Annotated in this window: 24 protein-coding genes; 20 read left to right on the top strand and 4 right to left on the bottom strand. The window is 52.4% G+C overall.

What is annotated here, in order from left to right; translation table 11 throughout:
• Window positions 1-13: 13 nt before the first annotated feature.
• The gene (locus J3P35_RS04160; RefSeq protein WP_210463101.1) at window positions 14-646 is read right to left on the bottom strand and encodes a carbonic anhydrase family protein; all 633 of its coding nucleotides are present in this window, start codon (window positions 644-646) and stop codon (window positions 14-16) included.
• A 25-nt stretch (window positions 647-671) separates the two neighbouring features.
• Window positions 672-2,237: a SulP family inorganic anion transporter gene (locus J3P35_RS04155; protein WP_210463100.1), complete on the bottom strand. Its 1,566-nt coding sequence runs from the start codon at window positions 2,235-2,237 to the stop codon at window positions 672-674.
• A gap of 404 nt (window positions 2,238-2,641) precedes the next feature.
• Between J3P35_RS04155 and J3P35_RS04150 the strand changes: the two genes are divergently transcribed.
• Both J3P35_RS04150 and J3P35_RS04145 read left to right on the top strand, forming a co-directional pair.
• Window positions 2,642-3,754: a porin gene (locus J3P35_RS04150; protein ID WP_210463099.1), complete on the top strand. Its 1,113-nt coding sequence runs from the start codon at window positions 2,642-2,644 to the stop codon at window positions 3,752-3,754.
• Window positions 3,755-4,320: 566 nt separating this feature from the next.
• Window positions 4,321-6,369: a S9 family peptidase gene (locus J3P35_RS04145; RefSeq protein WP_210463098.1), complete on the top strand. Its 2,049-nt coding sequence runs from the start codon at window positions 4,321-4,323 to the stop codon at window positions 6,367-6,369.
• Window positions 6,370-6,536: 167 nt separating this feature from the next.
• On the opposite strand, the gene J3P35_RS04140 is transcribed toward J3P35_RS04145, so the two are convergent.
• Together J3P35_RS04140 and J3P35_RS04135 are read right to left on the bottom strand one after the other, a co-directional pair.
• Window positions 6,537-8,222 carry a serine hydrolase domain-containing protein gene (locus J3P35_RS04140; RefSeq protein ID WP_210463097.1) on the bottom strand — a complete coding sequence of 562 codons (1,686 nt, stop codon included), beginning with the start codon at window positions 8,220-8,222 and terminating at the stop codon, window positions 6,537-6,539.
• Between the two features lie 87 nt (window positions 8,223-8,309).
• Entirely contained in the window at window positions 8,310-9,188 is an 879-nt protein-coding gene (locus J3P35_RS04135; RefSeq protein ID WP_210463096.1) for a LytR/AlgR family response regulator transcription factor, read from the bottom strand.
• 314 nt (window positions 9,189-9,502) lie between these two features.
• Here J3P35_RS04135 and J3P35_RS04130 point away from each other — a divergent pair, with 314 nt between their 5' ends.
• The 18 genes from J3P35_RS04130 to J3P35_RS04045 all read left to right on the top strand — a co-directional run bounded on the left by J3P35_RS04130 (window position 9,503) and on the right by J3P35_RS04045 (window position 25,800).
• Window positions 9,503-10,090, top strand: a complete 588-nt coding sequence (locus J3P35_RS04130; RefSeq protein WP_210463095.1) for a hypothetical protein — start codon at window positions 9,503-9,505, stop codon at window positions 10,088-10,090.
• Window positions 10,091-10,174: 84 nt separating this feature from the next.
• Entirely contained in the window at window positions 10,175-10,609 is a 435-nt protein-coding gene (locus tag J3P35_RS04125) for a hypothetical protein (RefSeq protein ID WP_210463094.1), read from the top strand.
• A 98-nt stretch (window positions 10,610-10,707) separates the two neighbouring features.
• Window positions 10,708-11,163 (top strand): hypothetical protein, encoded by a 456-nt coding sequence (locus tag J3P35_RS04120; protein ID WP_210463093.1) that lies wholly within the window; start codon window positions 10,708-10,710, stop codon window positions 11,161-11,163.
• A 76-nt stretch (window positions 11,164-11,239) separates the two neighbouring features.
• Entirely contained in the window at window positions 11,240-11,587 is a 348-nt protein-coding gene (locus J3P35_RS04115) for a DUF7677 family protein (protein WP_246849948.1), read from the top strand.
• 782 nt (window positions 11,588-12,369) lie between these two features.
• Window positions 12,370-12,948, top strand: coding sequence for a Crp/Fnr family transcriptional regulator (locus tag J3P35_RS04110; protein ID WP_210463092.1), 579 nt, complete (start codon window positions 12,370-12,372; stop codon window positions 12,946-12,948).
• Window positions 12,949-13,199: 251 nt separating this feature from the next.
• Window positions 13,200-14,090: a pirin family protein gene (locus J3P35_RS04105; RefSeq protein ID WP_210463091.1), complete on the top strand. Its 891-nt coding sequence runs from the start codon at window positions 13,200-13,202 to the stop codon at window positions 14,088-14,090.
• 108 nt (window positions 14,091-14,198) lie between these two features.
• Complete coding sequence (locus J3P35_RS04100) at window positions 14,199-14,801, top strand: NADPH-dependent F420 reductase (RefSeq protein WP_210463090.1); 603 nt, start codon at window positions 14,199-14,201, stop codon at window positions 14,799-14,801.
• Between the two features lie 421 nt (window positions 14,802-15,222).
• The gene (locus J3P35_RS04095) at window positions 15,223-16,416 is read left to right on the top strand and encodes a serine hydrolase domain-containing protein (protein ID WP_210463089.1); all 1,194 of its coding nucleotides are present in this window, start codon (window positions 15,223-15,225) and stop codon (window positions 16,414-16,416) included.
• 201 nt (window positions 16,417-16,617) lie between these two features.
• Window positions 16,618-17,121, top strand: coding sequence for a VOC family protein (locus J3P35_RS04090; protein ID WP_210463088.1), 504 nt, complete (start codon window positions 16,618-16,620; stop codon window positions 17,119-17,121).
• 156 nt (window positions 17,122-17,277) lie between these two features.
• Complete coding sequence (locus J3P35_RS04085) at window positions 17,278-18,672, top strand: MATE family efflux transporter (protein ID WP_210463087.1); 1,395 nt, start codon at window positions 17,278-17,280, stop codon at window positions 18,670-18,672.
• A 141-nt stretch (window positions 18,673-18,813) separates the two neighbouring features.
• Window positions 18,814-19,170: a YciI family protein gene (locus J3P35_RS04080; protein WP_210463086.1), complete on the top strand. Its 357-nt coding sequence runs from the start codon at window positions 18,814-18,816 to the stop codon at window positions 19,168-19,170.
• Window positions 19,171-19,177: 7 nt separating this feature from the next.
• Window positions 19,178-20,539 (top strand): glycoside hydrolase family 140 protein, encoded by a 1,362-nt coding sequence (locus J3P35_RS04075; protein WP_210463085.1) that lies wholly within the window; start codon window positions 19,178-19,180, stop codon window positions 20,537-20,539.
• An 85-nt stretch (window positions 20,540-20,624) separates the two neighbouring features.
• Window positions 20,625-22,442: a serine hydrolase gene (locus tag J3P35_RS04070; RefSeq protein ID WP_210463084.1), complete on the top strand. Its 1,818-nt coding sequence runs from the start codon at window positions 20,625-20,627 to the stop codon at window positions 22,440-22,442.
• A 68-nt stretch (window positions 22,443-22,510) separates the two neighbouring features.
• A complete protein-coding gene (locus J3P35_RS04065; RefSeq protein ID WP_210463083.1) occupies window positions 22,511-22,735 on the top strand; it encodes a hypothetical protein in 225 nt (74 codons plus the stop codon).
• A gap of 12 nt (window positions 22,736-22,747) precedes the next feature.
• A complete protein-coding gene (locus J3P35_RS04060) occupies window positions 22,748-23,098 on the top strand; it encodes a hypothetical protein (RefSeq protein WP_210463082.1) in 351 nt (116 codons plus the stop codon).
• A 140-nt stretch (window positions 23,099-23,238) separates the two neighbouring features.
• Window positions 23,239-23,616, top strand: a complete 378-nt coding sequence (locus tag J3P35_RS04055; protein ID WP_210463081.1) for an iron chaperone — start codon at window positions 23,239-23,241, stop codon at window positions 23,614-23,616.
• Window positions 23,617-23,802: 186 nt separating this feature from the next.
• Window positions 23,803-24,813: an aldo/keto reductase gene (locus J3P35_RS04050; RefSeq protein ID WP_210463080.1), complete on the top strand. Its 1,011-nt coding sequence runs from the start codon at window positions 23,803-23,805 to the stop codon at window positions 24,811-24,813.
• A 66-nt stretch (window positions 24,814-24,879) separates the two neighbouring features.
• Window positions 24,880-25,800 carry a helix-turn-helix domain-containing protein gene (locus J3P35_RS04045; RefSeq protein WP_210463079.1) on the top strand — a complete coding sequence of 307 codons (921 nt, stop codon included), beginning with the start codon at window positions 24,880-24,882 and terminating at the stop codon, window positions 25,798-25,800.
• Window positions 25,801-25,906 lie beyond the last annotated feature (106 nt).

Genomic DNA, 25,906 nt, shown 5'->3' with positions numbered 1-25,906 from the left:
GGTGTGAGTTTCCCTAGGCGACTTCTGCGCTGTAGAACTCTACCGCGCCAGATTTTACATCGTACATGCCACCTACGATGCCAATTTCGCCATTTTTAATCATTTCATTCAAAATCGGGCTTTTTTCTTTGATGAGCTGCACCGCGCGTCTCACATTTTCCTGCGCTACTAATTCAACAAACTCCTTGTTTTTAGAGCTTTTCTCACCCTGGTAATCAATAGCCTCTACAGATGGGGCAATCTTGTTCACCAAACCGGTGAGGTTACCCAATTCTACGTGGTCGCAGGCACCTTTGATGGCTCCGCAGCTGGTGTGCCCTAACACCACAATAAGTTTTGAACCGGCCACTTTGCAGGCAAATTCCATACTGCCCAAGATGTCATCGTTCACTATGTTTCCGGCAATTCTGGCGTTGAAAACATCGCCAATACCCAGATCAAAAATAAGCTCTGAGGATGTGCGCGAATCTATGCAGCTCAGAATGATAGCGAAGGGATTCTGGCCCTCGGCGGTTTCCTTTACCTGCTGCAAAAGATTACGGTCTTCTCGCTTACTGTTTACAAAGCGGTTATTTCCTTCTTTCAGAATTTCAATGGCATCTGCGGGTGATAGTTTTTGCTGAAGCTCTTTGGTGTATGTTGTCATGTTTATGGTTATTGGTTTATGGAAATTACAAACTTATTTTGGCGCCACTTGCGCGTTGCCGCTCTCCTGCCTCTTTAAACGTGAGATGGATGTTTTTCAGGTGGGCGTTTTCTTTGAAGTCCTGGATCAACTCCTTCACGTCATGGTCTATTACGGCAGATTTGGAATAATCAATCACCAGGTCTGCCCCGTCTGGAATCTTGCGCAGGGCCTGCATGATGTTGCCTTTGTTCAGAAAGGTCACTTCCTCTGCCAGCACCAGGTGGTATTGCTCTTTGCCTTCCGGTGTTTTTTCAGCATGCAATAGGTGAGACACTTCGTAGCTGTTCTTCAGGAGGAAGAGCACCGCTACCGCCATGCCAATGCCAATACCGGTGAGCAGGTCTGTGAAGACAATAGCAATGATGGTGACAATGAAGGGCAAGAACTGCATCCAACCGGAGCGGTACATACTTTTGAACAAGGCCGGTTTAGCCAGTTTATACCCTACAGTGAGCAAAATAGCCGCTAAACTGGCCAGCGGAATCATGTTTAGCACGCCCGGGATAGAGATCACACAGATCAAAATCAGCACTCCGTGGGTGAAGGCGGCCAGCTTGGTTCTTCCCCCAGACTGGATGTTGGCAGAGCTCCGCACAATTACCTGGGTCAGGGGCAGACCGCCCACCAGTCCGGCTACCATGTTGCCCACGCCCTGGGCCTTGAGTTCCTGGTTAGCAGGGCTTATTCTCTTGAAAGGGTCTAGTTTATCGGTAGCCTCCAGGCAGAGAAGCGTCTCTAAACTGGCTACCACCGCCAGCGTACCCGCCATGAAAATGACTTCATAGCTGAAGATCCGGCTGAAATCTGGCCGGGTGAATTGTCCAAAGAACCCTGAAATGCTATCTGCGACAGGGAGTGAAACTAGGTGGTTGTCACGCAGCGCCAACTGCGGATAATAGTTCTGGAATAAAAGATTCAGCCCGATGCCCAGCACCACCACTACCAACGGCCCCTGGATGAACTGGAAGATTCTACCCTTTTTGGAAAGCACCTGGTCCCAGAAAATCAGGATACCTAACGAAATCACACTAATGATCACCGCGCCCAGCGACACAAAATTGAGCATATGGATTAGCTCAGAAAAGGTGTTCTGTCCGTCGGGTTGCACAAAGTGCACGTTGCCCTCATAATTACGGTCATACCCAAAGGCATGCGGCAACTGCTTCAGGATGATGATCACCCCAATACCGGCCAGCATTCCTTTGATCACCGAGGTTGGGAAATAATACCCAATGTTTCCCGCTTTAAGAAACCCCAAGGCCAATTGTATGAGCCCGGCCAGGAAAACCGCCGACAGGAAAACTTCAAAACTACCCAGTTGGTCAATGGCGTTAAGCACGATCACGGCCAAACCAGCCGCCGGCCCACTTACCCCCAACTGCGAACCGCTGATCAGACTGACTACCACCCCACCAATGATCCCGGAGATAATACCGGCAAACAAAGGAGCCCCGGAAGCCATGGCAATACCCAGGCACAAGGGAACCGCTACCAGGAAAACGACCACCCCGGCAGGAAAATCGCTTTTGATTTCTTTGAAGCTTAGCATGTCTTTAATAACGTTTTAATGTTTATTAAAAGTACTTTAATGTATATTAAAAGTATTACTATAGCTTATCAAAGTAAAACTATATACCTCAGATTTCCAAGGAAAGTTCAGCCTTTGGTGAAGTGGAATGCCCCCTGGCCACCAAAACGAACATCATGGCCAAAGCAGAATCACTAATTGCTACCGGAGCAGAGGCGAGCCATTAAAATCTTCTTGTGGTTCAGCATAAAACGACTGAACTCGGGTTAAAAACCAGAGATACATTTTAAGGCTATTTCCCGAAAAACGGCCATGATTCAAACCTTCTGCAAAGTCACACATCATCTTGCTGCTGTTCCCGTAGCATTAGTTTTAGGCCCTCCACTTTGACCCAACCGTACCCAACCCTTTCCCTCCCCAAAAACATGAAGACAAAACCCTTGCTGGTATTCCAATGGCTTGCATTAGGGCTCAGTCTCCTGCTGGGGCAGCCGGCATTTGCGCAGACAGACAGCACCTGGCTTACACCGCCCGAGGTTTCATTCTCCGGATTCGTGGATGTCTTCTATGCCTATGATTTCAACAAGCCCCGGGAGAACTTCAGGCAGCCCTTTCTCTACAACCACAACCGGCACCACGAGGTGAACCTGAACCTGGGGCTGGTGAAGGTGGCAGTAACGCACGCGAAGTACCGGGCCAACCTGGCGCTGCATACGGGAACCTACGCCAATGACAATTACGCCGCAGAACCGGGCGTTTTAAAGAACATCTTTGAAGCCAATGCCAGCCTCTCCCTGAACCCCAAAAACACGCTTTGGCTGGATGCCGGTATTTTCTCCTCGCACCTGGGCTTTGAAAGCGCCATTTCCCTGGATAACTGGACGCTCACCCGCTCGCTGGTAGCCGAGAACTCACCGTACTATTTGGCCGGCGCCAAACTCACCTACAGCCCACACGCCAAACTGGACCTGGTGGCGCTGGTATGTAACGGCTGGCAGCGGATAGAACGCGTTGAAGGCAATTCGCTTCTCTCTTGGGGAACGCAGGTCACGTACCGGCCCAATGAGAACACCACCCTCAACTGGAGTACTTTCCTGGGCACAGATACACCCGACTCTACCCGACGCATGCGCTACTTCCACAACCTTTACGGCAAGTTCCAACTGACCCCAAAGTTTGGATTGCTGGCTGGTTTTGACCTGGGTTGGCAACAACAAGCCAAAAACAGCTCCCGCTATGACGTGTGGCTCGGTCCGGTACTGATTGGCCATTATGCTTTCACCCAGAAATGGGCTACCGCGCTCCGGGCCGAGTACTACCAGGACAAAACCGGCATCATCATTCCCACCCAAACGCCGGGCGGTTTCAGAACCAGTGGTTTCTCCCTGAACTTAGACTACACGCCCATTCCCCACCTTGCCGCCCGGCTGGAAGGCCGATGGTTCCACAGCCGGGATCCGCTCTTCCGGCAGAACGATGGTTTGACGGATGAGAACGTGTTTGTAGCGGGTTCGCTGGCGGTTAGGTTTGGGGAGTAGAACCGTGGAGGACTTCTCCGCGCCAGATGACCGGGTAAACTAGTGAAAGAGAAAGCAGCCAATCCCGGGAGAGATTCTCAACTATCTCTTCTGTTTTAGGCCTGATTCCAGGAAATCGGCCTAAAAACGTTAAACCAGTGCGCAATCGCCTTAGATTAGGCCGCCGGAAATTTCATTTAGGATAAACAATTGTTAACTTAGGTAGCCACTCGCCGCTATCTTTTCATTTTGCCAGATAGCCCAAACGCCTCCTACCCCGCGTACTGAGGACCTACCGCTTTTTCCCTTGATCAGCCATGAAAAGAAGCAGGTTTTTACGCACCCTCCTGGCCGCCACTCCGCTGTTCTCCCTCACCTCCCTAGGACAACCTGCTCCTGATTTAGCCGAAGGCAGGGCCTATCCCGGAACAGATTGCCCAAATTTTTCTCCAGCATAAGATGGAGATTGCAGGTCCCGCGCTGGCGGTAGACTAATCTGTGCGCCACCTGCCCTTTTCAGCTCTTCGGTTCCTTTATGAAAGGTATTGCTGCTTGAAACGTGTTTTTCTCCTCAAATCAGAAAAATCATGCAAAAACGTATCCGCTTGTTTCTGGCCTTGATTCCGTTGCTGTTCTACCTTGAACTGGCCGCGCAGAAGACCCAACAGAAGAGCCAGTTGCCCGCGCTCATTGACCGGGAACTCTTCTTCGGGGACCCTGAGATCATCAACGCCCAACTCTCCCCAGACGGCTCCTACATCGCCTTCATCAAACCCTACAAAGGCACCCGCAACATCTGGGTGAAGAAGCGCGAAGAGCCTTTCACGGCCGGTAAACCCATGACCGCCGACACTACCCGCCCCATCAATGCCTATGCCTGGTCCAGAGACGGTAAAAACCTGCTCTATATCCAGGACAAAGGCGGCAATGAGAACTTCCAGCTGTATGCGGTGCAACCCAGTCAGGCCCCGGCTGCCGGACAGGCGCTGCCCCCCACCCGCGCCCTCACCAATGTGCCCAACGCTCGCGTGATGATCCACCACATGTCGCGCTCAGAGCCTAACATTGTGTACATTGGCCTGAACGACCGCGACAAAGCCTGGCATGACCTGTACCGCCTGGATATTACCACCGGCGAGAAGACCCTGGTGCGGCAGAACCCCGACCGCATCACCGGCTGGACCTTTGATTGGAACGACAAGCTGCGGCTGGCTACCCGCTCGGCGCCAGACGGCTCCACCGAGATCCTGCGCGTGGATGACCAGAGCATGAAGTCCATTTACAGCGCCACCGTCTTTGAGACCAGTTTTCCCATAGGGTTCCACAAAGACAATAAGCGCTTCTACCTCAGAACCGATGCCGGCAACCGCAACCTGCAGCAACTGGTGTTGTTTGACCCCATGACCATGAAAGAGGAACTGGTGGAAACCGACCCCAAAAACCAGGTAGATGTAGGCCAGGTGCGTATTTCCGAGGTCACCCACGAGCCCATCTTCATCAGTTACCAGGATGACAAGATGCGCCGCTACTGGAAAGACCAATCCTATGAAAAGAACTTCAGCCCGATAGAAAAAAAGTACGCCGATAGAATGGTTTTCCCCGGCTCGGCTACCCTGGATGAGCAGTACTGGATGGTGCATATCGTCAGCGATGTGAACCCCGAGGAAGTGTACCTGCTGGACCGCAAAACCCAGCAACTGACCTTCCAGTACCGGCCTCGGCCCAAGTTGCCGGTCAAAGATCTGGCGCCCATGCAGGCCATCCGGTACAAATCATCTGACGGTTTGGAGATTCCCGCGTACCTCACCCTGCCTAAAAATTCTACCGGGAAAAACCTGCCCCTAATAGTAGTGCCGCACGGCGGCCCCTGGGCGCGTGATATGTGGGGCTACAACAGCTACCACCAGTTCCTGGCCAACCGGGGCTACGCGGTTTTGTCGCCCAACTTCCGGGGCTCTACCGGTTTCGGAAAGAAATTCCTGAACGAGGGCAACAACCAGTGGGGCCAGAAAATGCAGGATGATATCACCTGGGGCGTGAAACACCTCATTGCGCAGGGCGTTGTTGACCCCAAACGGGTGGGCATCATGGGCGTATCATACGGTGGCTACGCAACCCTGGCCGGGCTGGCCTTTACCCCGGATCTGTACGCCGCCGGGGTCTCCATTGTAGGCCCCTCCAACCTGATCACCCTCCTCAACACCATTCCGCCCTACTGGGAATCTATAAGAAAGATGTTCGCGCACCGCATGGGCGATGCCAGCACTCCCCAGGGAAAAGAACAGCTCATGCGGCAATCGCCGCTGAACTCCGCGGATAAAATCAAGGCTCCGTTGCTGGTAGTGCAGGGCGCCAATGACCCGCGGGTGAACAAAGCCGAGTCTGACCAGATTGTGGTGGCCCTCCGCACACGCGGCTTCCCGGTAGAGTACCTGGTGGCCCCAGATGAAGGCCACGGCTTTGCCCGGCCGGTGAACAACATGGCAATGCTGGCCGCCGCCGAGAAGTTCCTGGCCAAGCACCTGGGTGGCCGCTACCAGGAATCCATGTCTCCGGCGGTAGCCACGCGCTTGAAAGAGATCACCGTTGACGTGAAAACTGTAGCGCTTTCTTCGCCCAGCACCGCAGAGAAATAGAGTAGGTAGGTTATTACTTTTAGATGAGCCCGGCTTCATTCTCCATTGGCAGGCTTTCCCACTTGGTCAGGGAAAGATCCTGTTGATGGAAGTTGGAGCCGGGCTCTTTCATTTTCCCTTTTTTAGCCTGTTTTCTGAAATTCAGCACCAAAACTGAGTCCTTCCATTTACTTCTTCACAAACCGCAACCGGGTCACTGCTTCTCTATTGAACGTAAACCCTTCCACCCGGCCGTCTTTCCCTACCTGGAACTCCAGGCAGTTGTTTCCCTGCAGGTCAAATAGGAACCGGTGGCCCGCAACCGACAGAAACGGGAGGTGCACCAGGCGGAACAAACTGAGCCGCAGTTGGCCTTTGCGGGCGGTGATCCTGAAGTTTTTCTTCAACTCCGGTGAGTAATAGGTGCCCGTGAACTGCTGTAGCTCCTGCGGAGTGTATTGCGCCGAGTCTACTTTCTCTAAGCTCTGGCGGGTAGCCCAGCTTCTGTATTCCAGCGAGATCATGGAGGTTTCCGGCAAACCGCTGAAGGCATAGAAACGGCTGGGCAGCCACTCGTTGGAGAACACACCCGGGCTATTGGGTTTCAGGGTTTCCTGGAAGCCCTTGGGCGAGGTGGCCGCCTGCAGTTTCTCTCCCTGGAGGGTCACGTAGCGGGCATCTGAGAGGTTCTCCAGGTTCAGGTAAATACCGGGCAGGCTTTCCAGAGGGGCGGGCGAAGGCGCCTGCGGCAACTGCCCGATGGAGGCAGCAGCCCCCGTGGGAGGCAAAAACCACTCTCCTATCTGCTGGAGTCGCTGCGTGAGGCTATACAGGTCATTTGTGTTGGCGAGGCAGATGATGCTCAGTTCATGCTCGGGAAAACGGACCAGCTCGGCCATATAGCCTGGATCACTGCCGGTGTGGGTGATGGTGGGCACGCCTTTGTAGATGTCTACCTCCAATCCCAGTGCATACGGAATGGGTTCGCCGTTGCGCAGGCGGCCTGACGTGGTCAGGAGCTGCACCAATGCCTGGTTTTTCTGGCCCATTTGGTTCCGGTAGAAGTTCTGGTCCCATTTCACCAGGTCTTCCAGCGTAGTCACCAACCCCGAGGAGCCCACCGTGTTAGCTTTGAAGTGCACGGGCTTGTAGCGGGTCTGGTTGTTTTTGTACGTGACGCCGTAGCCCTGCGCCAGTTGCGGAATGGCCTTTGAAATCTTCCCGTAGAAATGGGAGTGCGTCATGCCCAGCGGCTTAAAAATGCGCTCTTGCGCAAACGCAGCGAAAGACTGGCCCGAGACGCGTTCCACCAGTTGCGCCAGCAGCACGTAGCCGCCGTTGTTGTATTCATGCCGGGTGCCCGGGGAAAAATTGAGTTCCTGCTGGCGGTACAGCATCTCCAACACCCGGGCATTGGTGTAGTGCTTTTCGCCTTTGAGGGTGAGACCAATGAGGGTGAAGCCATCGCGCAAGCCGCTGGTGTGGTACAGCAGGTGCTCTATGCGCACGGTGTCTTTGAACGCGGGCAGCTCAGGCAGATATTTCCGGACGTCATCCTGCAGGTGGAGTTTGCCTTCTTCGGCCAGCAGGGCCACGCAGGCGGCGGTGAACTGTTTGGCCACGCTGGCTACCCAGAACTGGTGCTGCACGGTGAGGGGATGTCGTTTCTGTACATCGGCGTAGCCGAAGGCCTTTTGGTAGACCAGTTGGCCTTTGTGCACCACGCCCACCACGGCTCCCGGCGAGTTGCCCTTGTTCCAGGCGGCAAAGACCGAGTCTATCTTGCGGCTTACCTGAGGGGAAAGCGTCTGGGTCTGTCCCCAACTCAGGGAGCAGGAAACAAAAAACACGGCGAAAAGAAGAGAGAAGCGCATAACAGAAAAATTTTGGTTTGCGCTCCAAAACAAGCCTCTACAGCCTCAAAATACACTCTTACAGGCCAGAATTCTACCCAACCGTAGCTATTTCAGCGACGAATGGTGGGCTTTGAGCCATTGCCGGAAGGCGGGAGCCCGGTCTCGGCTGATGGTGAGCTGCTCAGGCAGGCGAGGGAACGGCTTCAGGGAGACAGCCAGCTTGCCGTTGTCCTCGGGCTGCACCATGGCCACGGCCTGCAAGGAAAGAATGTACTTGCGGTTCACCCTGAAAAAGAGCGGAGCCGTGAGCTGGGTCATTACCTTCTCCAGGGAGCTGTCCAGCGGGTACAGCTTGCCCGCCGTGGTGAGCAGAAACGTTTCCTTGTCTTCTGAATACACGCAGAGAATTTCCTGGTACGGCAGCAGCACCTCGCGCTTGCCCAACTTCACCAGGAACACTTCCGGGGCAGCCGGGCCCGATGGCATGTCTGGCGCGGGCGTTGGGGCGAGTAGCGGTTTGGCTTGCAGGGCGTCATAGTAATAGAGCCCGATGTAAATGGCGTTGATGAACAGAATGAAGATGAGCGCCAGGACCAGGTCCAGGCTGAAGAAGTGCTCCAGTGGGTACGGCCGCACCAGCGCGTAGTCCAGCCACACCAGCCCCGTGAGCACCGCCAAACACACCACGCAGGAGATTCCCACCTGCACCAGCAGCCTCGGCAGGAACCCGCGGCTCCAGGGCAGTTTCTGGTCCAGCCTCCGCAGCAGCACCTTGAACACCTGCCACACCACCCAAATCTTGGCTGCATCGCTCACCAGTTCATAGACCAGCATCCAGGTCAGCCTGATGTAGTTATAGGTGAGGTACTGCACAAAAAGCGTAATCAAGGGAATACCCACTGCCTGAATCCATTTGTCACGGTAGACCGGTAACGGCTTGGCGGGTAGAGATTCCGAGACCATTGGCTTCATGAGTTGTGACATCTGGAAAAAAGGCGTAAGTATTTAGAGGACTGGATACCGTGAGTAGATATTTTTTATGTAGAGTTTAAGGGTAGGGAATTTAATGATAATCAAGAAACAACCATTCACAGTTTATGAAGGTCTCTGACTCTTTGTGAAAATAGTAAGGTCATTCTTTGAATACCAGACATACTATTGATACTATATAGTATATTCGTTAGGACAGTTCCGATTATCCAACCAACGACGGGCGTGTAAACGGAGGTTTGCGCACAAACAAAGCGTCAATAACCGGAACAGTTCCTTTTACCCAGTAGTTAGCCATAATTAATAATATGAACCAACTCAAACTATTTGGCTTCTTGTTAATCACCATTGCGGTTCAATCGTGCTGCCAGAAACTTTATTTTAAAAAGGATGAACTGAGCTGGGTTAAGCCTTACGACGTAGACGACATTTTTGTATTCAAATCAGATAAGAATAACATCGACAGCCTTAGAATTGTCAGAAAAGATTGCACAAAACCCAAGGATAGTAGAGAATGCAACTGGTTCGTCAGCTATTACTTATCTGAATCTGTTAGAATCGACTATCAGGTTTACCATGACGGCAAATGGAGTAATACCATGAATCTTTTAAACTTAGAAAAGAGACCTAAAGGGGAAACTAATGAACTTATCCTGAGGGTATTCCAACTCGAATATTTTAACAAAAAAACCATAAAAGAAGAAACCTATCTAAGCAGCATTAACAAGCAAGTTTCAGACAGCTATGTTTTTACAAAGGATAGAGCATACGTTTTGGATTCGCGGATAGGTATCACAAAATTCTATTGGAGTGAAAGCTTGGGTTTGGTTAAATACATAAGTGAGCAAGGGGAAACCTGGGAGCTACAAACATTGCAAAAAAATAACAATGGCTAACACTGTATAAACGCCAGCATCGGCCGACGGCCTCGCCTTCGTTTATACTAGCCGTTACCAGTAATTTGAATTAAAAAATCCTGAATGGCGCAGAAACAAGATTCCAAAAAGAAAAGACTGGCATCCTTTTTTCTGATAATGATTGGTTTTGGACTAGTAGCTTGGCTTTTCTTAAAACCTGAAGAAGAATTCCATTACTATAAGCTTAATGAATGTGATGACAGCTATTTAACAGCGATTATCTATTGGAAGCTTGGTGAACGTGGCGTAGTTCTGGTAAAAGGAAAAAGATCAGAAATGCCAAAAGATAATTTTTTGATATTTAATGACCTAAGCGGATTTGATGCTTCTTTTGACGCTTGGACAACTTGCGAAAAGGGGACAATTATTGTAAACACAGTCAGTCATTATTTTTACAATCAAAAAGGCTCAAAAGAAATTCGGCCAAGAGTTTTGCCTTCTGATATTTATAAGCAATTGATAAATGAAGGAAATGGGAAAGAGGTTTACTTATATTAAAAAAACAAACTGGTAACAACACTTAAACGCCATGCTTCGGCCGACGGCCTCGTCCGTCGTTTAGCTTAGTCCGTTGGCGTGAATTGATAAAATATCAAATGAATAACCTGAAAGGTTTAATTTCTCTAATCGTCCCAATCCTGACGCTGCAATCCTGTGACCCATACTCTCACGGGTATATTTGTAACGACACTACAAATGAAATCGAAATGGAGCTAAAATTTAACTATGACTCCCTCGGGCAATTATCAAAAAAAGAATTTATTAGTTTGCTCATCAACGATGAACAGGTTGACGCTAATGCTATTCAAATAAAAATTGATACTGCTTCAATGATTGGATATTACAAAGTAAAAAGCAACACCTGCGCATTGGTGGGACACAGTATGTCGACTTCCCCCAGATTGAAGTTCAACTACCTTAAAGTACGGACAAATCAAAAAACAATATCATATCCGGACATTGATAAGCAAGTAAATAAGTTCTTCAAAGAAGAAATTGGGTTTTCAATAGGTATGGGAGGTAAATATTATTTAAGAATTAAAGAAGATTGAAAAACAACGTTACGCCAGCAACAGCTAAACCCCAACTAGGCCGTCGCCATCGTTTATATTAATCATTGGTGGTAATTTGGATAATAAGTATGATTTTCAGAAAATGAGATTAAGCCATTCCTTCAGTGGCGCTTTAAGAACATTTGCTTACTTCCTGGCAAGCGGAAGCCATTATATGCTCAAGGGGATAAACTACCTTAAACTATATGGAGAAGAACCAAGTGCCATTGAGCAAGCCTTTGCCATTTACGCCAACGTTATCAAGTTGGACGAGAATGGGATTGTCTTGAATGCCAAATATGCTGAAAAAAGAGCAACTCAGTATATCCGCTCTTATTGTGATTCATCTTATAAGGTTGAGCCTCCGTTTGAAGATTGGGAAGTAACTCTACACAATCCACCACCCTTACAAGACTTGATTTGAAAGTGCGGTTGAATTTGAATAGAAAGAATAAAAAAGAGAAACTACTACCAACAACAGCCAAACGTCAGCCTTCAGCCAAGGGTCTTGCATGCCTCATACTCATACACGAGGGATGTTATGGCCACTTATAAGACAAGCAACTCAGTGGCAAAACATAAGACTTCATTAATTACTTTTCTAATCCTGATGACCTTAGGGACTCTGATATTCAGAGCTTGCCGGTATTATTGGAGCCCTCATTATATTAGAAACAGGGCAGTGGAAATAGACGGGAAATTGTATTCCCCAGACAGTACCGCTGCGGTTGTATTTTATACCCTTGATGTAGGAGCAAGAGGAACCAGGTCATATAAATCTCTCCTCAAAGAGAAAGACTATGACAACGAACTGACTGCTTACAATTTGCCGCCTGAAATAGTAGTTGAGAAATGGGTGGACAATAAAACATTGAACGTCAAATATGACCCTAATGAAATATATAGGTTAGGAGGTACTCATACGGACCTAGACTTGACCAAAGACACAGTTGTCGTGAATGACGTTTTTTTGGTAATTAAGCAAAGAGTAAAAGTAAACCGGGACAGTGTTTTACATCAAAACTTCGGTAGATATCAATAAAAACAGCTGGTATAACAATAGCTTCAGCAATAGCGGGTGAAACGCCGGTTGAAAGCTTTTACCTATTGCTAGTTACTTTTAATATCATGCGAAACGTTAGAAGGTATAAGCCGCTACTCTGCAAAGTCTTTCAACGTCAGACCAAGTAATCCAGAATACTTCTTATGCACTCCGCCCTCTTCACCTATATCGCCCAGTATACCCAAGCCACGCTCACGGAGGAGCAGCAGGCCTTGGTTCAACAAGCTTTCCACCCGAAGAAGTTGCGGAAGAAGCAGTACCTGTTACAGGAGGGCGATATTTGCCGGTACATGGGGTTTGTGGTGAGCGGGGCCATGCGGCAGTACAGCGTAGATGAGAAGGGCGCGGAGCACGTAGTGCAGTTTGCCTTAGAAAACTGGTGGGTGGGCGACCGGGAAAGTTATCTCATGCTCACGCCCTCTTTGTACAACATAGATGCCTGGGAAGACACCCAACTGCTGGTGGTGGAGAAAGCAGATTTGTTGCAGTTGTATGAGCAGGTGCCCGCCCTTCTGCAAATGGCCCGGCAAATGGATGACCGCCACTCCATGGCTACCCAGCGCCGGATCAACGCCGCTATCAGCTTTTCGGCGGAGAAACGGTACGCCGAGTTTGTGGAGTGTCACCCTGAGTTTGTGCAGCGCTTTCCGCAACACCTCATCGCCTCGTACCTGGGCATCACCAAAGAAACCTTGAGCCGCATCCGCAAGCAGGCTTTGTAACGTGGCCTGCTCCTGTTGTCCCAAGCAGCAACTTCATCCCGTTTTAGGCTTGTTTTAGCGAAAACATTCAAAAAGAGCCAGGGAACATACCTCCTGCTACGTGCTACTGGTTCCGTGCTGTCCTGTTGACATTTGTCAACGCTTTTTCTTAGCTTACATCATCGTGCGGCGGTGAGGTTTTGCTGCACTTTTGTATCGTTCCCGCCGGCGAAAAAGAGCCCGGGAAATCACCTTCCATCAACGATACAGACATGAAAAAGACAGTAAGTTTCTCCACCCGCGGCCAACGCGCCGATATTGGTGATTTAGCCATTTACCGCATGCTGCCCAACCGGTACGCCCAGGCGGTAGGTCCTTTTGTGTTCCTGGACCACATCGCACCCAAGCGACACGACGCCGATGCTCCCCGCATGGAAACCGGCACCGGCGCCCACCCGCACCGCGGCATTGCCACGCTCACGTACCTGCTGCACGGCGAAGCCGAGCATTTTGACAGCGCCGGGCACCATGCGAAGGTCACCAGTGGCGGTATCCAGTGGATGAAAGCAGGCAACGGCGTGATCCATGATGAGAACCTGAACCCAGATCCCGCCGAGGCCACTGGTCTTACCCACGCCCTGCAGTTCTGGATCAACCTGCCCGCCCAGCACAAAGCCGAGGCTCCTGCGTACCTGGCAGTACAGGCGCAGGAGGTGCCACAGAAACCCCTGGCCGAGGGCAAAGGCTGGATCAAGGTCATCGCCGGCAGTTATGAGGAGCTCACCTCGCCTATCCCCAGCTATTCCGCGCAGTTCCTGTACCACCTGCACCTGGAAGCAGGCCAGCAGTTTTCCCTGGACACCGCTCCGGGCGTGGAGTACGCCGCCTTCCTGCTGGAAAACGACGCGGTTCTGAATAACAACAAGCACCAGGCCGGTGAGTTTGTGGAGTTTGACCGAGCCGAAGGCGTACTGGAAGTGACCAATGAATCCCACGCCGCCCTGGACCTGGTGCTGTTCGGGGGAGAGCATTATGGAGAGCCCATCGTGGCCGAGGGACCTTTCGTGATGAACAGTAAAGCCGAGATCGCCCAGGCTTACCGCGACTTCTTCAACGGCCAGTACGGGCAGATTTCCTACTCCAAAGCCAACCCAGTAGCGTAACCCGTCTTTTCGGCCTGTTTCTGGAAAATCAGCCTAAAAACCGGCCTCTTACTGTAAGTTCTTACTTCAGAAGGACTCATTTGGTCAACTCTCAAAACCAATTCTACCATGACGAAAATAGGAATCTTAGGCGCGGGAAAAATTGGGTTGGCCTTCGCGCAGCACACCGCCAGAGCCGGGTATGAGACCCTCCTGAGCAACAGCCGCGGCCCGGAATCTCTGCGGGAGGCGGTAGCCGAGATCGGGCACGACATCAAAGCCGGTACTACCCTGGAGGCTGCCGAGGCCGGCATTGTGTTTCTATCCGTGCCCTGGCAGCATCTGGAGGAAGCCGTTTCACCGGTTCCGTCCTGGGAGGGCAAACTTGTAATAGACGCCACCAATCCCGTGCTGCCCGGCATGCTTGCCGCCCCCTTGAACGGCAAACCCTCCAGCCAGGTGGTGGCGGAGCTGTTACCCGGTGCCACAGTGGTGAAGGCCTTTAACACCCTGCTGTTCTCACTGCTGGCTTCAGATCCGCGGGAGGCGGGCGGGAACCGGGTGGTGTTTTATTCCGGAGATGACAAGGAAGCGAAGCAAACGGTATTGGAGATTATCAAGCGCCTGGGCTTTGCCGGGGTGGATCTGGGCACCCTCCAGGACTCGGCCAAACTGCAGCAGTTCCCCGGCGGCTCCCTTCCCGGCCTTAATTTGATTAAGCTGCCAGAATAAGGTAAGGGAATGCCCTGTTTTTGGAACCTGCAATCATAAGACACTACTTTCAGAAAAAGAGGCCGGAACCACCAAGTTCCGACCTCTTTGGCTTTTTAGAGACGGCAAGCGCTGGCACTTCAGCAACTTAAAATTTTGAAAATCAACATTATAAACCTATATTCATTATATAAAGCGCTATTCCAAGGTTACTTCTACCGCTTCCGCTGCTCACCAGGAAGGGGTTTCCATGAGTAGTACCACGGGAAATGGCATCACACAAAAAGGTACCTCAGCGACCAGAAAACAGCAAAATGACAAAAAAAGCGGGAATCCGGTCCACAGTCAACTGGTAGGGCCTGAGAATGTCATCGCCTGATGGACCCAACAGAATTATGGCAGTCTAAGAGAAAGCACCCTGGTCAGTAAACCTTCTCCAACCATGAAAAAGCCTTTCCTGATAGTATACTGTGTGCTGAGTGTCGCTTTTCCGGCGCTGGGGCAAACCCTTACCCGGCTAGACGGGAGCAAGATCACGGCGGCGGCGCTGGACAGCAAAATCCAGGAACTGATGCAGGCGGCCAGGGTCACGGGCCTGGCGGTGGCGGTGTTCAACCAGAACAAACCGGTATACCAGAAAACCTTCGGGTACAAGAACGCCACTACAAAAGAACCCATCAAAGCCACCACCAATATCTACGGAGCCTCTCTGAGCAAAGCAGTGTTTGCGGTACTGGTGATGCAACTGGTGGAAGAAGGAAAGCTGGACCTGGACAAACCCCTGCAAAGCTACCTGCCCAAACCCATCTATGACTACGCGCCCGCCACCAAATGGCAGGACCATTACCAAGATCTGAAACAAGACACGCTGTACCGCCAGATCACCGCCCGCATGTGTTTGAGCCATACCACGGGGTTCCCTAACTGGCGCTGGGACGAGCCCGATGAAAAACTGAGGGCCAAATTCAAGCCGGGTCTGCGGTACAGTTACTCCGGCGAGGGTTTGGTGTACCTGCAGACGGTGCTGGAGAAAATGCTGGGCCAACCCCTGGAGGAAATGATGCAGCAGAGGATATTCGGGCCGGTGGGCATGGTCAATTCATCCTACACCTGGCAACCCCGGTTTGAGCAGGACTATTGCCTGGGGCATTCGGCTAACGGCACCCCTTACCAAAAAGACAAAGACAACGAGGCGCGGGCGGCCAGCACCCTGGAAACCACCCTGCAGGACTACACCCTGTTCACCCAGGCCGTGCTCCAGAACCGCCTGCTTTCCAAAGCCAGCACCAAAGCCATGTTTACACCGCAGATACGCATCAGGTCTGTGCAGCAGTTTGGCCCCCGCCGTCTGGAGGAATCTGCCGCCAACGACGGCATTAACCTGGGCTACGGTTTGGGCTGGGTTTTACTGCAGTCAAAGTACGGCACGGGGGCCTTCAAAGAAGGTCACGGCGATGGTTTCCAGCACTACTCCATCCTGTTTCCGGCGCGCGGCGCGGGCATTGTGCTTATGAGCAACAGCGACAACGCCGAGAGTATCTTCAAAGAACTGCTGGAAGTAGCCCTGGCAGACACGTTCACGCCCTGGTACTGGGAGAATTACATCCCCTACAACCAATCGGCGCAGAAGAAATAACCATGGGTATGACTCTACCCCAAAAACCACGATTTCCGGAATCCTCCACCCGCCGGGTGTTTTAGCCCTGATTGTTGTAAAACAGCTGTAAAACAACAAAAAACCAGGAGACCCCTAACCAATAGCTTATGACGCATTTCGCCCCTTAAATAAATTTTTCACCTTTAAATATGCCCTGGCACCAACCCAAAACACAACGTTATGAAAGAGCAACAATCGTATCAGCAGAAAATAGTACCGTTCCTGTGGTTCGATGACAATGCCGAGGAGGCGATGATTTTTTACACCTCCGTCTTCAGGAACTCCAGGATCAAATTTGTCTCCCGCTACGGCGAGGCGGGCCCCGGCCCCAAGGGAAAGGTCATGACCGGGACCTTTATCCTGAACGGGCAGGAATTCATGGCCCTCAACGGCGGCCCTACCTATGAATTCACCCCGGCCATCTCGCTCTTCGTGAACTGCGACACCCAGGAAGAAGTGGATGAGTTCTGGGAAAAACTCTCTGAAGGGGGCTCTACCCAGCGCTGCGGCTGGCTGAAAGATAAATTTGGAATATCTTGGCAGATTGTGCCCACCGCCCTGGGCCAGCTCATGCACAGCCCCGACGCCGAGCGCACCACCCGCGTGATGCAGGCCATGCTGCAGATGGAGAAGATTGACATTGCCACCCTCCAGCAGGCATTCGGGGATGAGGTAACCGCTTAATCTTTCTATATTTGGCCCTCCTATAACCTTAGGGGCATAATGCGGTTTAAAGCGTTATGCCCCTAAGGTACTTTTGTGCCTACCGCAAGGAAATTGCCATTGATAATTGGCGAAGCCTAGGCACCTTCACCATTGCCCGTAAACATTATCCACCTCATGAACCCGCGCCAAGAACTGATCCGGTTGATCTGGGATGCCGTGAAAGGCAAAGAGCAGGACTATACCCGCCTAAACCTGAAAAAGTCCATTCTGCTGCTGGCCACGCCCATGATCCTGGAGATGCTTATGGAGTCTTTGTTTGCGGTGGTGGATATCTTTCTGGTGGGTAGGCTTGGCGCATACGCCCTGGCCACAGTGGGCCTCACAGAGTCTATTCTCATGATTGTCTACTCGGTGGGCATGGGGCTGAGCATGGCCGGTACCGCCATGGTGGCCCGGCGGGTGGGTGAGAAAAACTACCGGCAGGCGGGTACCGCCACTTACCAGATCCTGATCACCGGGGGCATCCTGGCTATTCTTACCAGCCTGGTCACTTTTTTCTTTGCCCCTGATATCCTTCAGCTCATGGGAGCCGACCAGGAGGTGCTTACCAAAGGCATCGGCTATACGCGCATCATCTTCGGGAGCAACCTCATCATCATCCTGCTATTCCTGATCAACGGGGCTTTCAGGGGAGCCGGTCTGCCGCATTTGCCCATGCGCACGCTCTGGCTCGCCAATGGCATCAACATTGTGCTGGCGCCGCTCTTCATCTTTGGGGTGGGCCCTTTGCCCGCCATGGGGTTGGAGGGGGCCGCCTGGGCTACCTCCATCAGCCGCGGTATTGGCGTTTTGTACCAGTTGTACCACCTGCTCAACGGAAAGCACCTGCTCAAAGTAGTTCGTGAGAACATGGTGCTTTCGTATGAGGTCATGAAACAGATCCTGAAGGTTTCTGTGGGCGGAATGGGCCAGTTTATGATTGAGTCTGCCAGCTGGATTTTCCTGACCCGGATTGTCTCTGAGTTTGGTAACAATGCCTTGGCGGGGTACACCATTGCGTTCAGGGTAATCATGTTCACGCTGCTACCCGCCTGGGGACTTTCCTCGGCGGCGACCACCCTGGTAGGGCAGAACCTGGGAGCCAACAAGGTACGGCGGGCCGAGCTCTCTGTGTGGCTCACCGCCCGCTACAACATGGTGTTCCTGGGACTGGCCACGGCCGCGTTCTTTTTCTTCGGAGACCACGTGGCCAGCCTTTTCACCCAGGAGCCCGAGGTGATTTCTATTGCCTCAGACGGCCTAAAGATCATCACTCTGGGGTACATCTTTTTTGGGTTGGGCATGGTGATGGTGCAGGCCTTCAATGGCGCCGGCGATACCAGAACACCGGCGTTCATCAACATTCTGGTGCTCTGGATCATTGAGATTCCCCTTGCCTACCTGCTGGCGGTTTACCTGGGCTTTGGCGTCACCGGTATCTTTGTCACCATTGCCTGCAGCCACTCTTCGCACGCGCTTATCAGTTGGTGGATTTTCAGGAAAGGCCGCTGGAAAGCGGTCAAGATCTAAGGGATTGGAGATGCTCCTGTTTTAAAGCTGATTTTCAGAAAACCGCCCTGAAATGCTTGCCCAAAGAAGGGTTACGCGCCTTGTACGTTCGTGTATATTTCTGATATTCGGGACACAGTATCCATAGAACCCAAAAGCTGCATGAAAGAATTTGCCTTACTTTTCAGAAGGAACATCACCTCAGAAGAAGCGCAGCCTTCCCCCGAGCTACTGCAGATCTATCTGGCGCAATGGAGTACCTGGATAAGCAAACTGTCAAACCAGGACGTGCTGGCGCCCGGCGGAAACCATTTCTCTCCGGAAGGCAGAGTGCTCAAACCCAACCACCAGGTAACCGAGGGCCCTTACACAGCGCAGCAGCAATCACTGGACGGGTACCTTCTGGTGTATGCCCCCGATCTGGAAGCTGCCTGTGCACTGGCAGAGGAATGCCCGCTTTTACAAGGCGAAAACACCAGCGTAGAAGTGCGCGAGATTGCCGAACCCGGAAAACTGTAAGGCTCCCATGCGACGTATTCTGTTCCTTTCACTTCTTGTTTTAAGCTCATTTTTCAGTTTCGGGCAGAAAACGCCTCCTCTGAAAGTCAGCGCAGACAAGCGGTACCTGGAAACCCAAATCGGTCAACCGTTCTTCTGGCTGGGCGACACGGCCTGGGAACTACTCCATCGGCTGAACCGCGAGGAGGCAGACCTTTACCTTAAAGATAGGGCGGGCAAAGGCTTTACCGTCATCCAAACAGTAGTGCTGGCAGAGTTGGATGGCTTGAAAACGCCCAACGCCTACGGGCACCTTCCCCTGCTCAACCAGGACCCCACTCAGCTGAATGAACAATATTTTGCCCATGTAGATTACGTGCTCAGGCGGGCTGAGAAGCTGGGCCTTTACATTGGCTTGCTGCCTACCTGGGGTGATAAATTTCACAAAGCCTGGGGCGTAGGCCCTGAGATTTTCACGCCCGATAATGCAAGGCAGTTTGGCCAACTTTTGGCAAAAAGATACGCAAAACAGCCCAACCTCATCTGGATTCTGGGCGGCGACCGCTGGCCCGAAAACGAGGAAGACAAGCAGATCATCCGGGCCATGGCCCAGGGCATCAGAAGCGTGGACCAGCAGCACCTCATCACCTTCCACCCCAGCGGCGAGAAGAAAGCCGTTGATTTCTTCAATGAAGACTGGCTGGACCTGGACATGTTCCAGGCGGGGCACAGCCGGCAAAGCCATGATTTCAAGTATGTGCGAGACAGCCGGAAAATAACCCCTGCCCGCCCCGTGATCAACGGCGAACCGCGCTACGAAGACCACCCCGATCGGTTCAAACCCGAGGAGTTTGGCTGGATGGACGCCTCAGACGTTCGTTCCTCCGCGTATTGGACCATGCTTTCTGGGGCGGCGGGCTACACCTACGGCGCGCACGGCATCTGGCAGATGTACCAGGCCAACCGAAGCCCCGTCAGCTGGGCTAGAACCAGCTGGAGAGCGTCTTTAGACCTTCCCGGGGCCACCCACCTCATGCACCTGAAAAAACTGTTCTCTTCTTTCCCGTGGCAGCAACTGCGCAACGACCAAGCGCTTATTCTGAATGACAATCCCGTAGGGGAAGCCCATCAGGTAGTGGCCATGGGTGAGCAAAAGGATTTCCTGCTGGCCTACACGCCCATGGGCAAAGCTTTGAAGCTGGATCTTTCCAAACTGGCAGAAAACAAATGGGAAGCTTTCTGGTTTAACCCTAGAGACGGGCAGTGGAAGAAGATAGGAGAATACAACCGCACCGATCAGCCCACCTTTACCCCCTGGTCTGCAGGCAGAGGAAGCGACTTTGTTTTAGTACTTCTGCCGGTAAACTCGCCCTACCAACTCCCCCGGTAGGGTACCATGCTCCCTGACAGACGCTTTTTGTCTGAACCTCCCCCGCCAAGTACGCTTCTAGAGTACCGTTTTCTGAGGTTACATCATGGACAAAAAGCTTTTAACGCTGGCGTTTCTGTTCTGCTACTGTTGGGGATTACACGCCCAATCGACTCCTGCTGCAAAAGAGATCCGGCAGGTTGAGAATAACCTGATTCCGTTTGTGCCGGTCAACGGCTTCCCGGGGTGGAACATCCATGAACGGATGAAGCACTACCGCGTGCCTGGCCTCAGCATTGCGGTGATCAAAGACTTCAAAGTAGCCTGGGCGAAAGGCTACGGCCTCGCCGATACTGTAAAAAAAACACCGGTTACTACCCAAACCATGTTCTCGGCGGGCTCCATCAGTAAGCTGGTCTTAGCGGCGGCAGCCCTGCGGTTGGTCCAGGAAGGCAAGATGGAACTAGACACGCCCATCAACCAGTATCTCACCTCCTGGAAAATCCCGGAAAACGACTTCACCCGGAAGACCCCGATCACGCTCAAAATGCTGCTGAGCCATACCGCCGGCACTACCCAATCTTCTTACTTCGGCTTCACCCCGGACAAGAAACTGTTGCCCACCGTGGTGGATATTCTGAGCGGCACCCCCGTGGCCGAGAGCAGACCCGTGGTAGTGAACAGTGAACCAGCCAGGGAATTTCGCTACTCTGGCGGGGGAAGCATGATTGCGCAGTTGGCCTTAATGGAAGTGTCACAGATGGACTTCGCTCCTTTGGTGAAAAAGACGGTGTTTGACCCACTAGGCATGCAGAACTCCACCTTTGAACAGCCGCTGCCCCCACAATTTGCTACCAAAGCTGCCTGGGCGTATTCGTCGGCGCCTTGGTTTAAGGGCATGCCGTACGTGTATCCCCAACAAGCCGCCGCCGGCTTGCACACCACTCCTACAGATCTGGCCAGGTTCTTTATTGACCTCCAGAACGCCTACCGCGGCAAGGGGAAGGTTCTGCAGCAGGCCCTGGCCCAACAGATGTTCACGCCGCAGGTGACGGTGTCTGAAGGGTTCTACAAAGAACAGATGGGCCTCGGTCCGTTTCTGCTGCAGCGCACCGACAACCAGGAAGACAAAGGCATTTATTTTGAGTTCACCGGAGTCAACGCCGGGTTTCTGGCCTACGGAATCGCCAACCTCACTGAAGGTTACGGCGTGGCCATCATGCTGAACTCCGGCGATGACGTGAACGGATTGGGCAAAGAGATTAGAAGAGCCGTGGCGAAGACGTATGGCTGGCACAACTTCCTCCCCGAGGCCATCACGCCCCTTGCTTTAAGTACCGCTGAGCTGGACCAATTCACCGGCCGCTATCGCCGCGGCCCCGATGAAGTGGTGTACCTGCGAAGAGAGAAAAATTACCTGGTAGAAAACGTCAACGACGGGCCGGACATTTACACCTTTCCCGTCGCCAAAGACACCGTCGTCTTCACTGATTTCAATATCAAAGGATTCGTGCGCCGAGATGCCCAAGGCAAGGTTTCTTCCCTGCAAACCGCTTGGCAAAACAAACCCATGCCCCGGATGCGGGACGATGAATTTACCCCGAGCGAACTCCTGCGAGCAAACCGGTTTACCGAAGCCAAAGAGGGTTTCCGGCAGCTGAAGATGAATGACTCCCAGCTCACGTATCTGGCCTATGAGCTGCTAAACAAGCCCAAACCAGCCTTGGCCGCCGCCAAAGCGATTCTGGAAGTAGCGCTGGAACAGCACCCCACCTCCGCAATGGTGCAGACCCGTTTCGGGGACTATTTTGTCAAAATGAACGATAAACCCAACGCCATCCGCTCCTACACCAAAGCCCTGGAACTGGACCCTTCTGATGCCCAAGCCAAAGAGCTACTAAGCCGACTGAAGAAAGAACCATAAATCTCCACTTGGCTAATTGCCCGCTCTTCCAAAAATCACTCACCAAAGGACAAGCCACTCAAAAATCCATGGCCCGAATTCGCCTCACGTTGCTTCTCACGTTGTCTGCGCACCTGTGTTTTGCCCAGGTAGACACGGTACGTATCCGGAAGATCACCCAGAAGCAAGCTGTACAGCAGCGTTTCTCGGGCACCCTTCTGCTGGCGGACAAAGGCAAAATCGTGCACCAGGCTTCCTTCGGGGTGAAAGACTTGCTTGCGGTTTACTCCTTAAAATCTAAAAACCACCTATAAACCACCTACTGTATGAAAACCATCTATGTCACGCTAATCGCGCTTCTGGGCCTAGCGTCCTGCACGGCCCTCAACTCCACCACCTACATCAAGCCCAACAACAGCTTTGTCTTAGGCAACAATGAACACGGTGGCTTTTCTGTTAATTTGCAGAACGCCTCCAACACCAACCTTTCTATTCACCAGGCACCTATCAACGGAGGCAAGCATTCTACCCAGAATGTAAAGCCCAACCAACGGGCCAGTGTGAAAGTGGACAAAAACACCGCCGTGGTCATCACCAATGCGTCTAATGACACGGCCGCCGTGAACCTGAAGGTCACCGGTGATCTGGGCCTCTCCATGGGCTACAAAAAACAATAAGCCGCCCGGGGCAGCGCCTGCCTGTTTCCGGGCTGTTTTGTTTAAAGCAGCCCGGAAACAGGTTTTTGAAAGCGAGGCTTTTTAAGAAAGCATCCTTAACTTGTGCTTAGCGCAAAAGATGAAACCTGAAGCCAATTGCTATGACCACCCTTACCACCATTGACCACTACATCGCTGGTTTTCCGGAAGACACACAGAAGTTACTGGAGCAGATCAGGGCAAGGGTGAAAGAGGTAGTGCCGGAGGCCGAGGAGACCATTAGTTACGCCATTCCCACGTTCAAGCTCGCGAACAGGCCTCTGGTGTACTTCGCCGCATTCAAGCACCACATTGGGCTTTACCCAGCCCCGGTAGAAAACCCTGCCTTCAAAGAAGCGTTTGCGGGGTACAAAACCGGCAAAGGCACCCTACAACTTCCCCTGCACAAACCACTGCCGCTGGAGCTGATCACCAGCATTGTGGAATTCAGGAAGAGAGAAATCGCGGAGAAGAAAGCAGACCAGAAGAAGTCTAAATAAACCGGCCGCAAACAACGCTTTCGCTTTAAAAGCAGCTCCTGACACCTCGCCCACAGCCTTCCCTGACACTGCTTCTGCCGCAATCCCGCTTTTGGATACAACAACAAGAGATTGGGCTACTTTCGCCGCGGTGCGTTTTCTCACCTTTGCCCTACTCAAAGAAGACAACCATTTAAAGCTAGAAACATGGAAAGTTTGCGAAAAACAGAGTTAGGAAGCCAAGGCCTGGTGGTTCCGGTTTTAGGGCTGGGCTGCATGGGCATGAGCAAAATTGCCGGAGCCGATATTTACGGCGCCGCCGATGAAACGGAGGCCATCAAAACCATTCACCGGTCATTGGAACTGGGCGGCAACTTCTTGGACACCGCCGATCTGTACGGCCCATTGGAAAACGAACGGCTGATTTCCAGAGCCATCAAAGGCAACAGGGAGAAGTACATCCTCGCGACCAAGTTCGGGTTTGAGATTGACGACCAGGAACAGATGACCTGGCAGATCAACGGCCGACCCGACTACGTGCGGAAAGCGCTGGAACGCTCCCTCCAGAACCTGGGCACCGACTACATTGACCTGTACTACCTGCACCGCCTGGACCCCAACACACCCATTGAGGACACCGTAGGCGCCATGGCCGGGCTGGTGAAGGAGGGCAAGGTAGGCTACATCGGGCTTTCCGAGGTTTCCTCCGAGACCATCCGGAAAGCGCACGCCGTGCATCCGGTAACCGCTGTACAAACGGAGTACTCGTTGTTTGAGCGGGAAGTAGAAGAAGCCGGCATTCTGGACACCTTGAAAGAGCTGGGCATCGGGTTTGTGCCGTACTCGCCGCTGGGCCGCGGGTTTATCTCCGGCGACATCAAAAGCCCGGATGATTTCCCCCAGGATGATTTCAGGAGAAGCATTCCCCGGTTTCAGGGCGAGCAGTTTTACAGGAACATAGAACTGGTGCACGCCATCAAAACCCTCGCGGATGAAAAGGGGATCACTTCTGCCCAACTGGCGCTGGCCTGGATTCTGGCCAAAGGCTATGTGCCTATTCCGGGTACTAAACGGGTGAAATACCTGGAGGAGAACATCGCGGCCACGCACCTTACCTTAACGCCCCAGGACCTGGCCCGCCTGGAGGAAATCGTGCCGCTGGGCACTTCCACCGGCGCTCGTTACGATGCCGTGTCCATGAGCATGATCAACATCTAAATGCAAGGCGGTACGGGAAGCTTTTCCAGAAACTTCCCGTACCTTTTCTACCTAATTTCGTGGCGTATGAAAAAGCAAAACAGTAGCCCGTATACCATCCAATCCATTTCTGAACTGCACCGGTTGCTGGGCATTCCCCAGCCCGAGCACCCGCTGGTGAGCCTTATAAACCTGAGCGATCTACGGGAGACTTGCGGGGCAATATTGGGCAGTTTCGTCTACAGTTTCTACTCCATCTGCATCAAGAAGGACTTCCAGGGCAAGCTGAAATACGGACAGAACTACTATGACTTTGACGAAGGCGTGATGACGTTCTTCTCGCCCGGCCAGGTGATCTCCACCGATGCCTCTGCTGAAATCTCGCTCTCTGGTTGGTGGCTTATTTTCCACCCCGATTTTATCCGGAACTATCCTATAAGCAAGAAAATCAAGGAGTACGGGTTCTTTTCGTACGCGGTGAACGAGGCGCTGCACCTCTCAGAAAAAGAGGAGGCAGTGCTGGAGAACATCAAGAACAACATTGCGCAGGAATACACCTCGGCCATTGATAGCTTCAGCCAGGATGTGATTGTGTCGCACATGGAGGTGCTGCTCACGTACGCGAACCGGTTTTATAACCGCCAGTTCATCACCCGCAAAAACACCCACCATGACCTCTTAGTGAAGCTGGAGGCGGTGTTGAACGAGTACTTCCAGAGCGGCCAAGGGCCAGAAACGGGGTTGCCCACCGTGCAGTATGTCTCCGAGAAGCTGAACCTCTCGCCCAATTACCTCAGTGACATGCTGCGCAGCCTCACGGGCCAAAGCACCCAACAGCACATCCAGAACAAACTGATTGAGAAAGCCAAGGAAACCCTGAGCACCACGTCCTTATCGGTGAGCGAGATTGCGTACGGGCTGGGCTTTGAATACCCGCAGTCGTTCAGCAAGCTGTTCAAGAGCAAGACCAACGTGTCGCCGCTGGAGTTCAGGCACTCGTTTAATTAAAACGTGCTTAAAACGCCGTTTCTGGACTCCCTGGGTAACGACCAGATTATAAACCTGACGCGGAAAGAGAAAGCCTTGGCAGATTTCTGCAAGGCTTCCAGGGCGC

Origin of the sequence: Rufibacter roseolus (genome assembly GCF_017916365.1) — a bacterium.
GTDB classification, from domain to species: domain Bacteria; phylum Bacteroidota; class Bacteroidia; order Cytophagales; family Hymenobacteraceae; genus Nibribacter; species Nibribacter roseolus.
The sequence above is the reverse complement of the archived record's forward strand: the minus strand, read 5'-3'. Positions and strand labels throughout refer to the sequence as shown.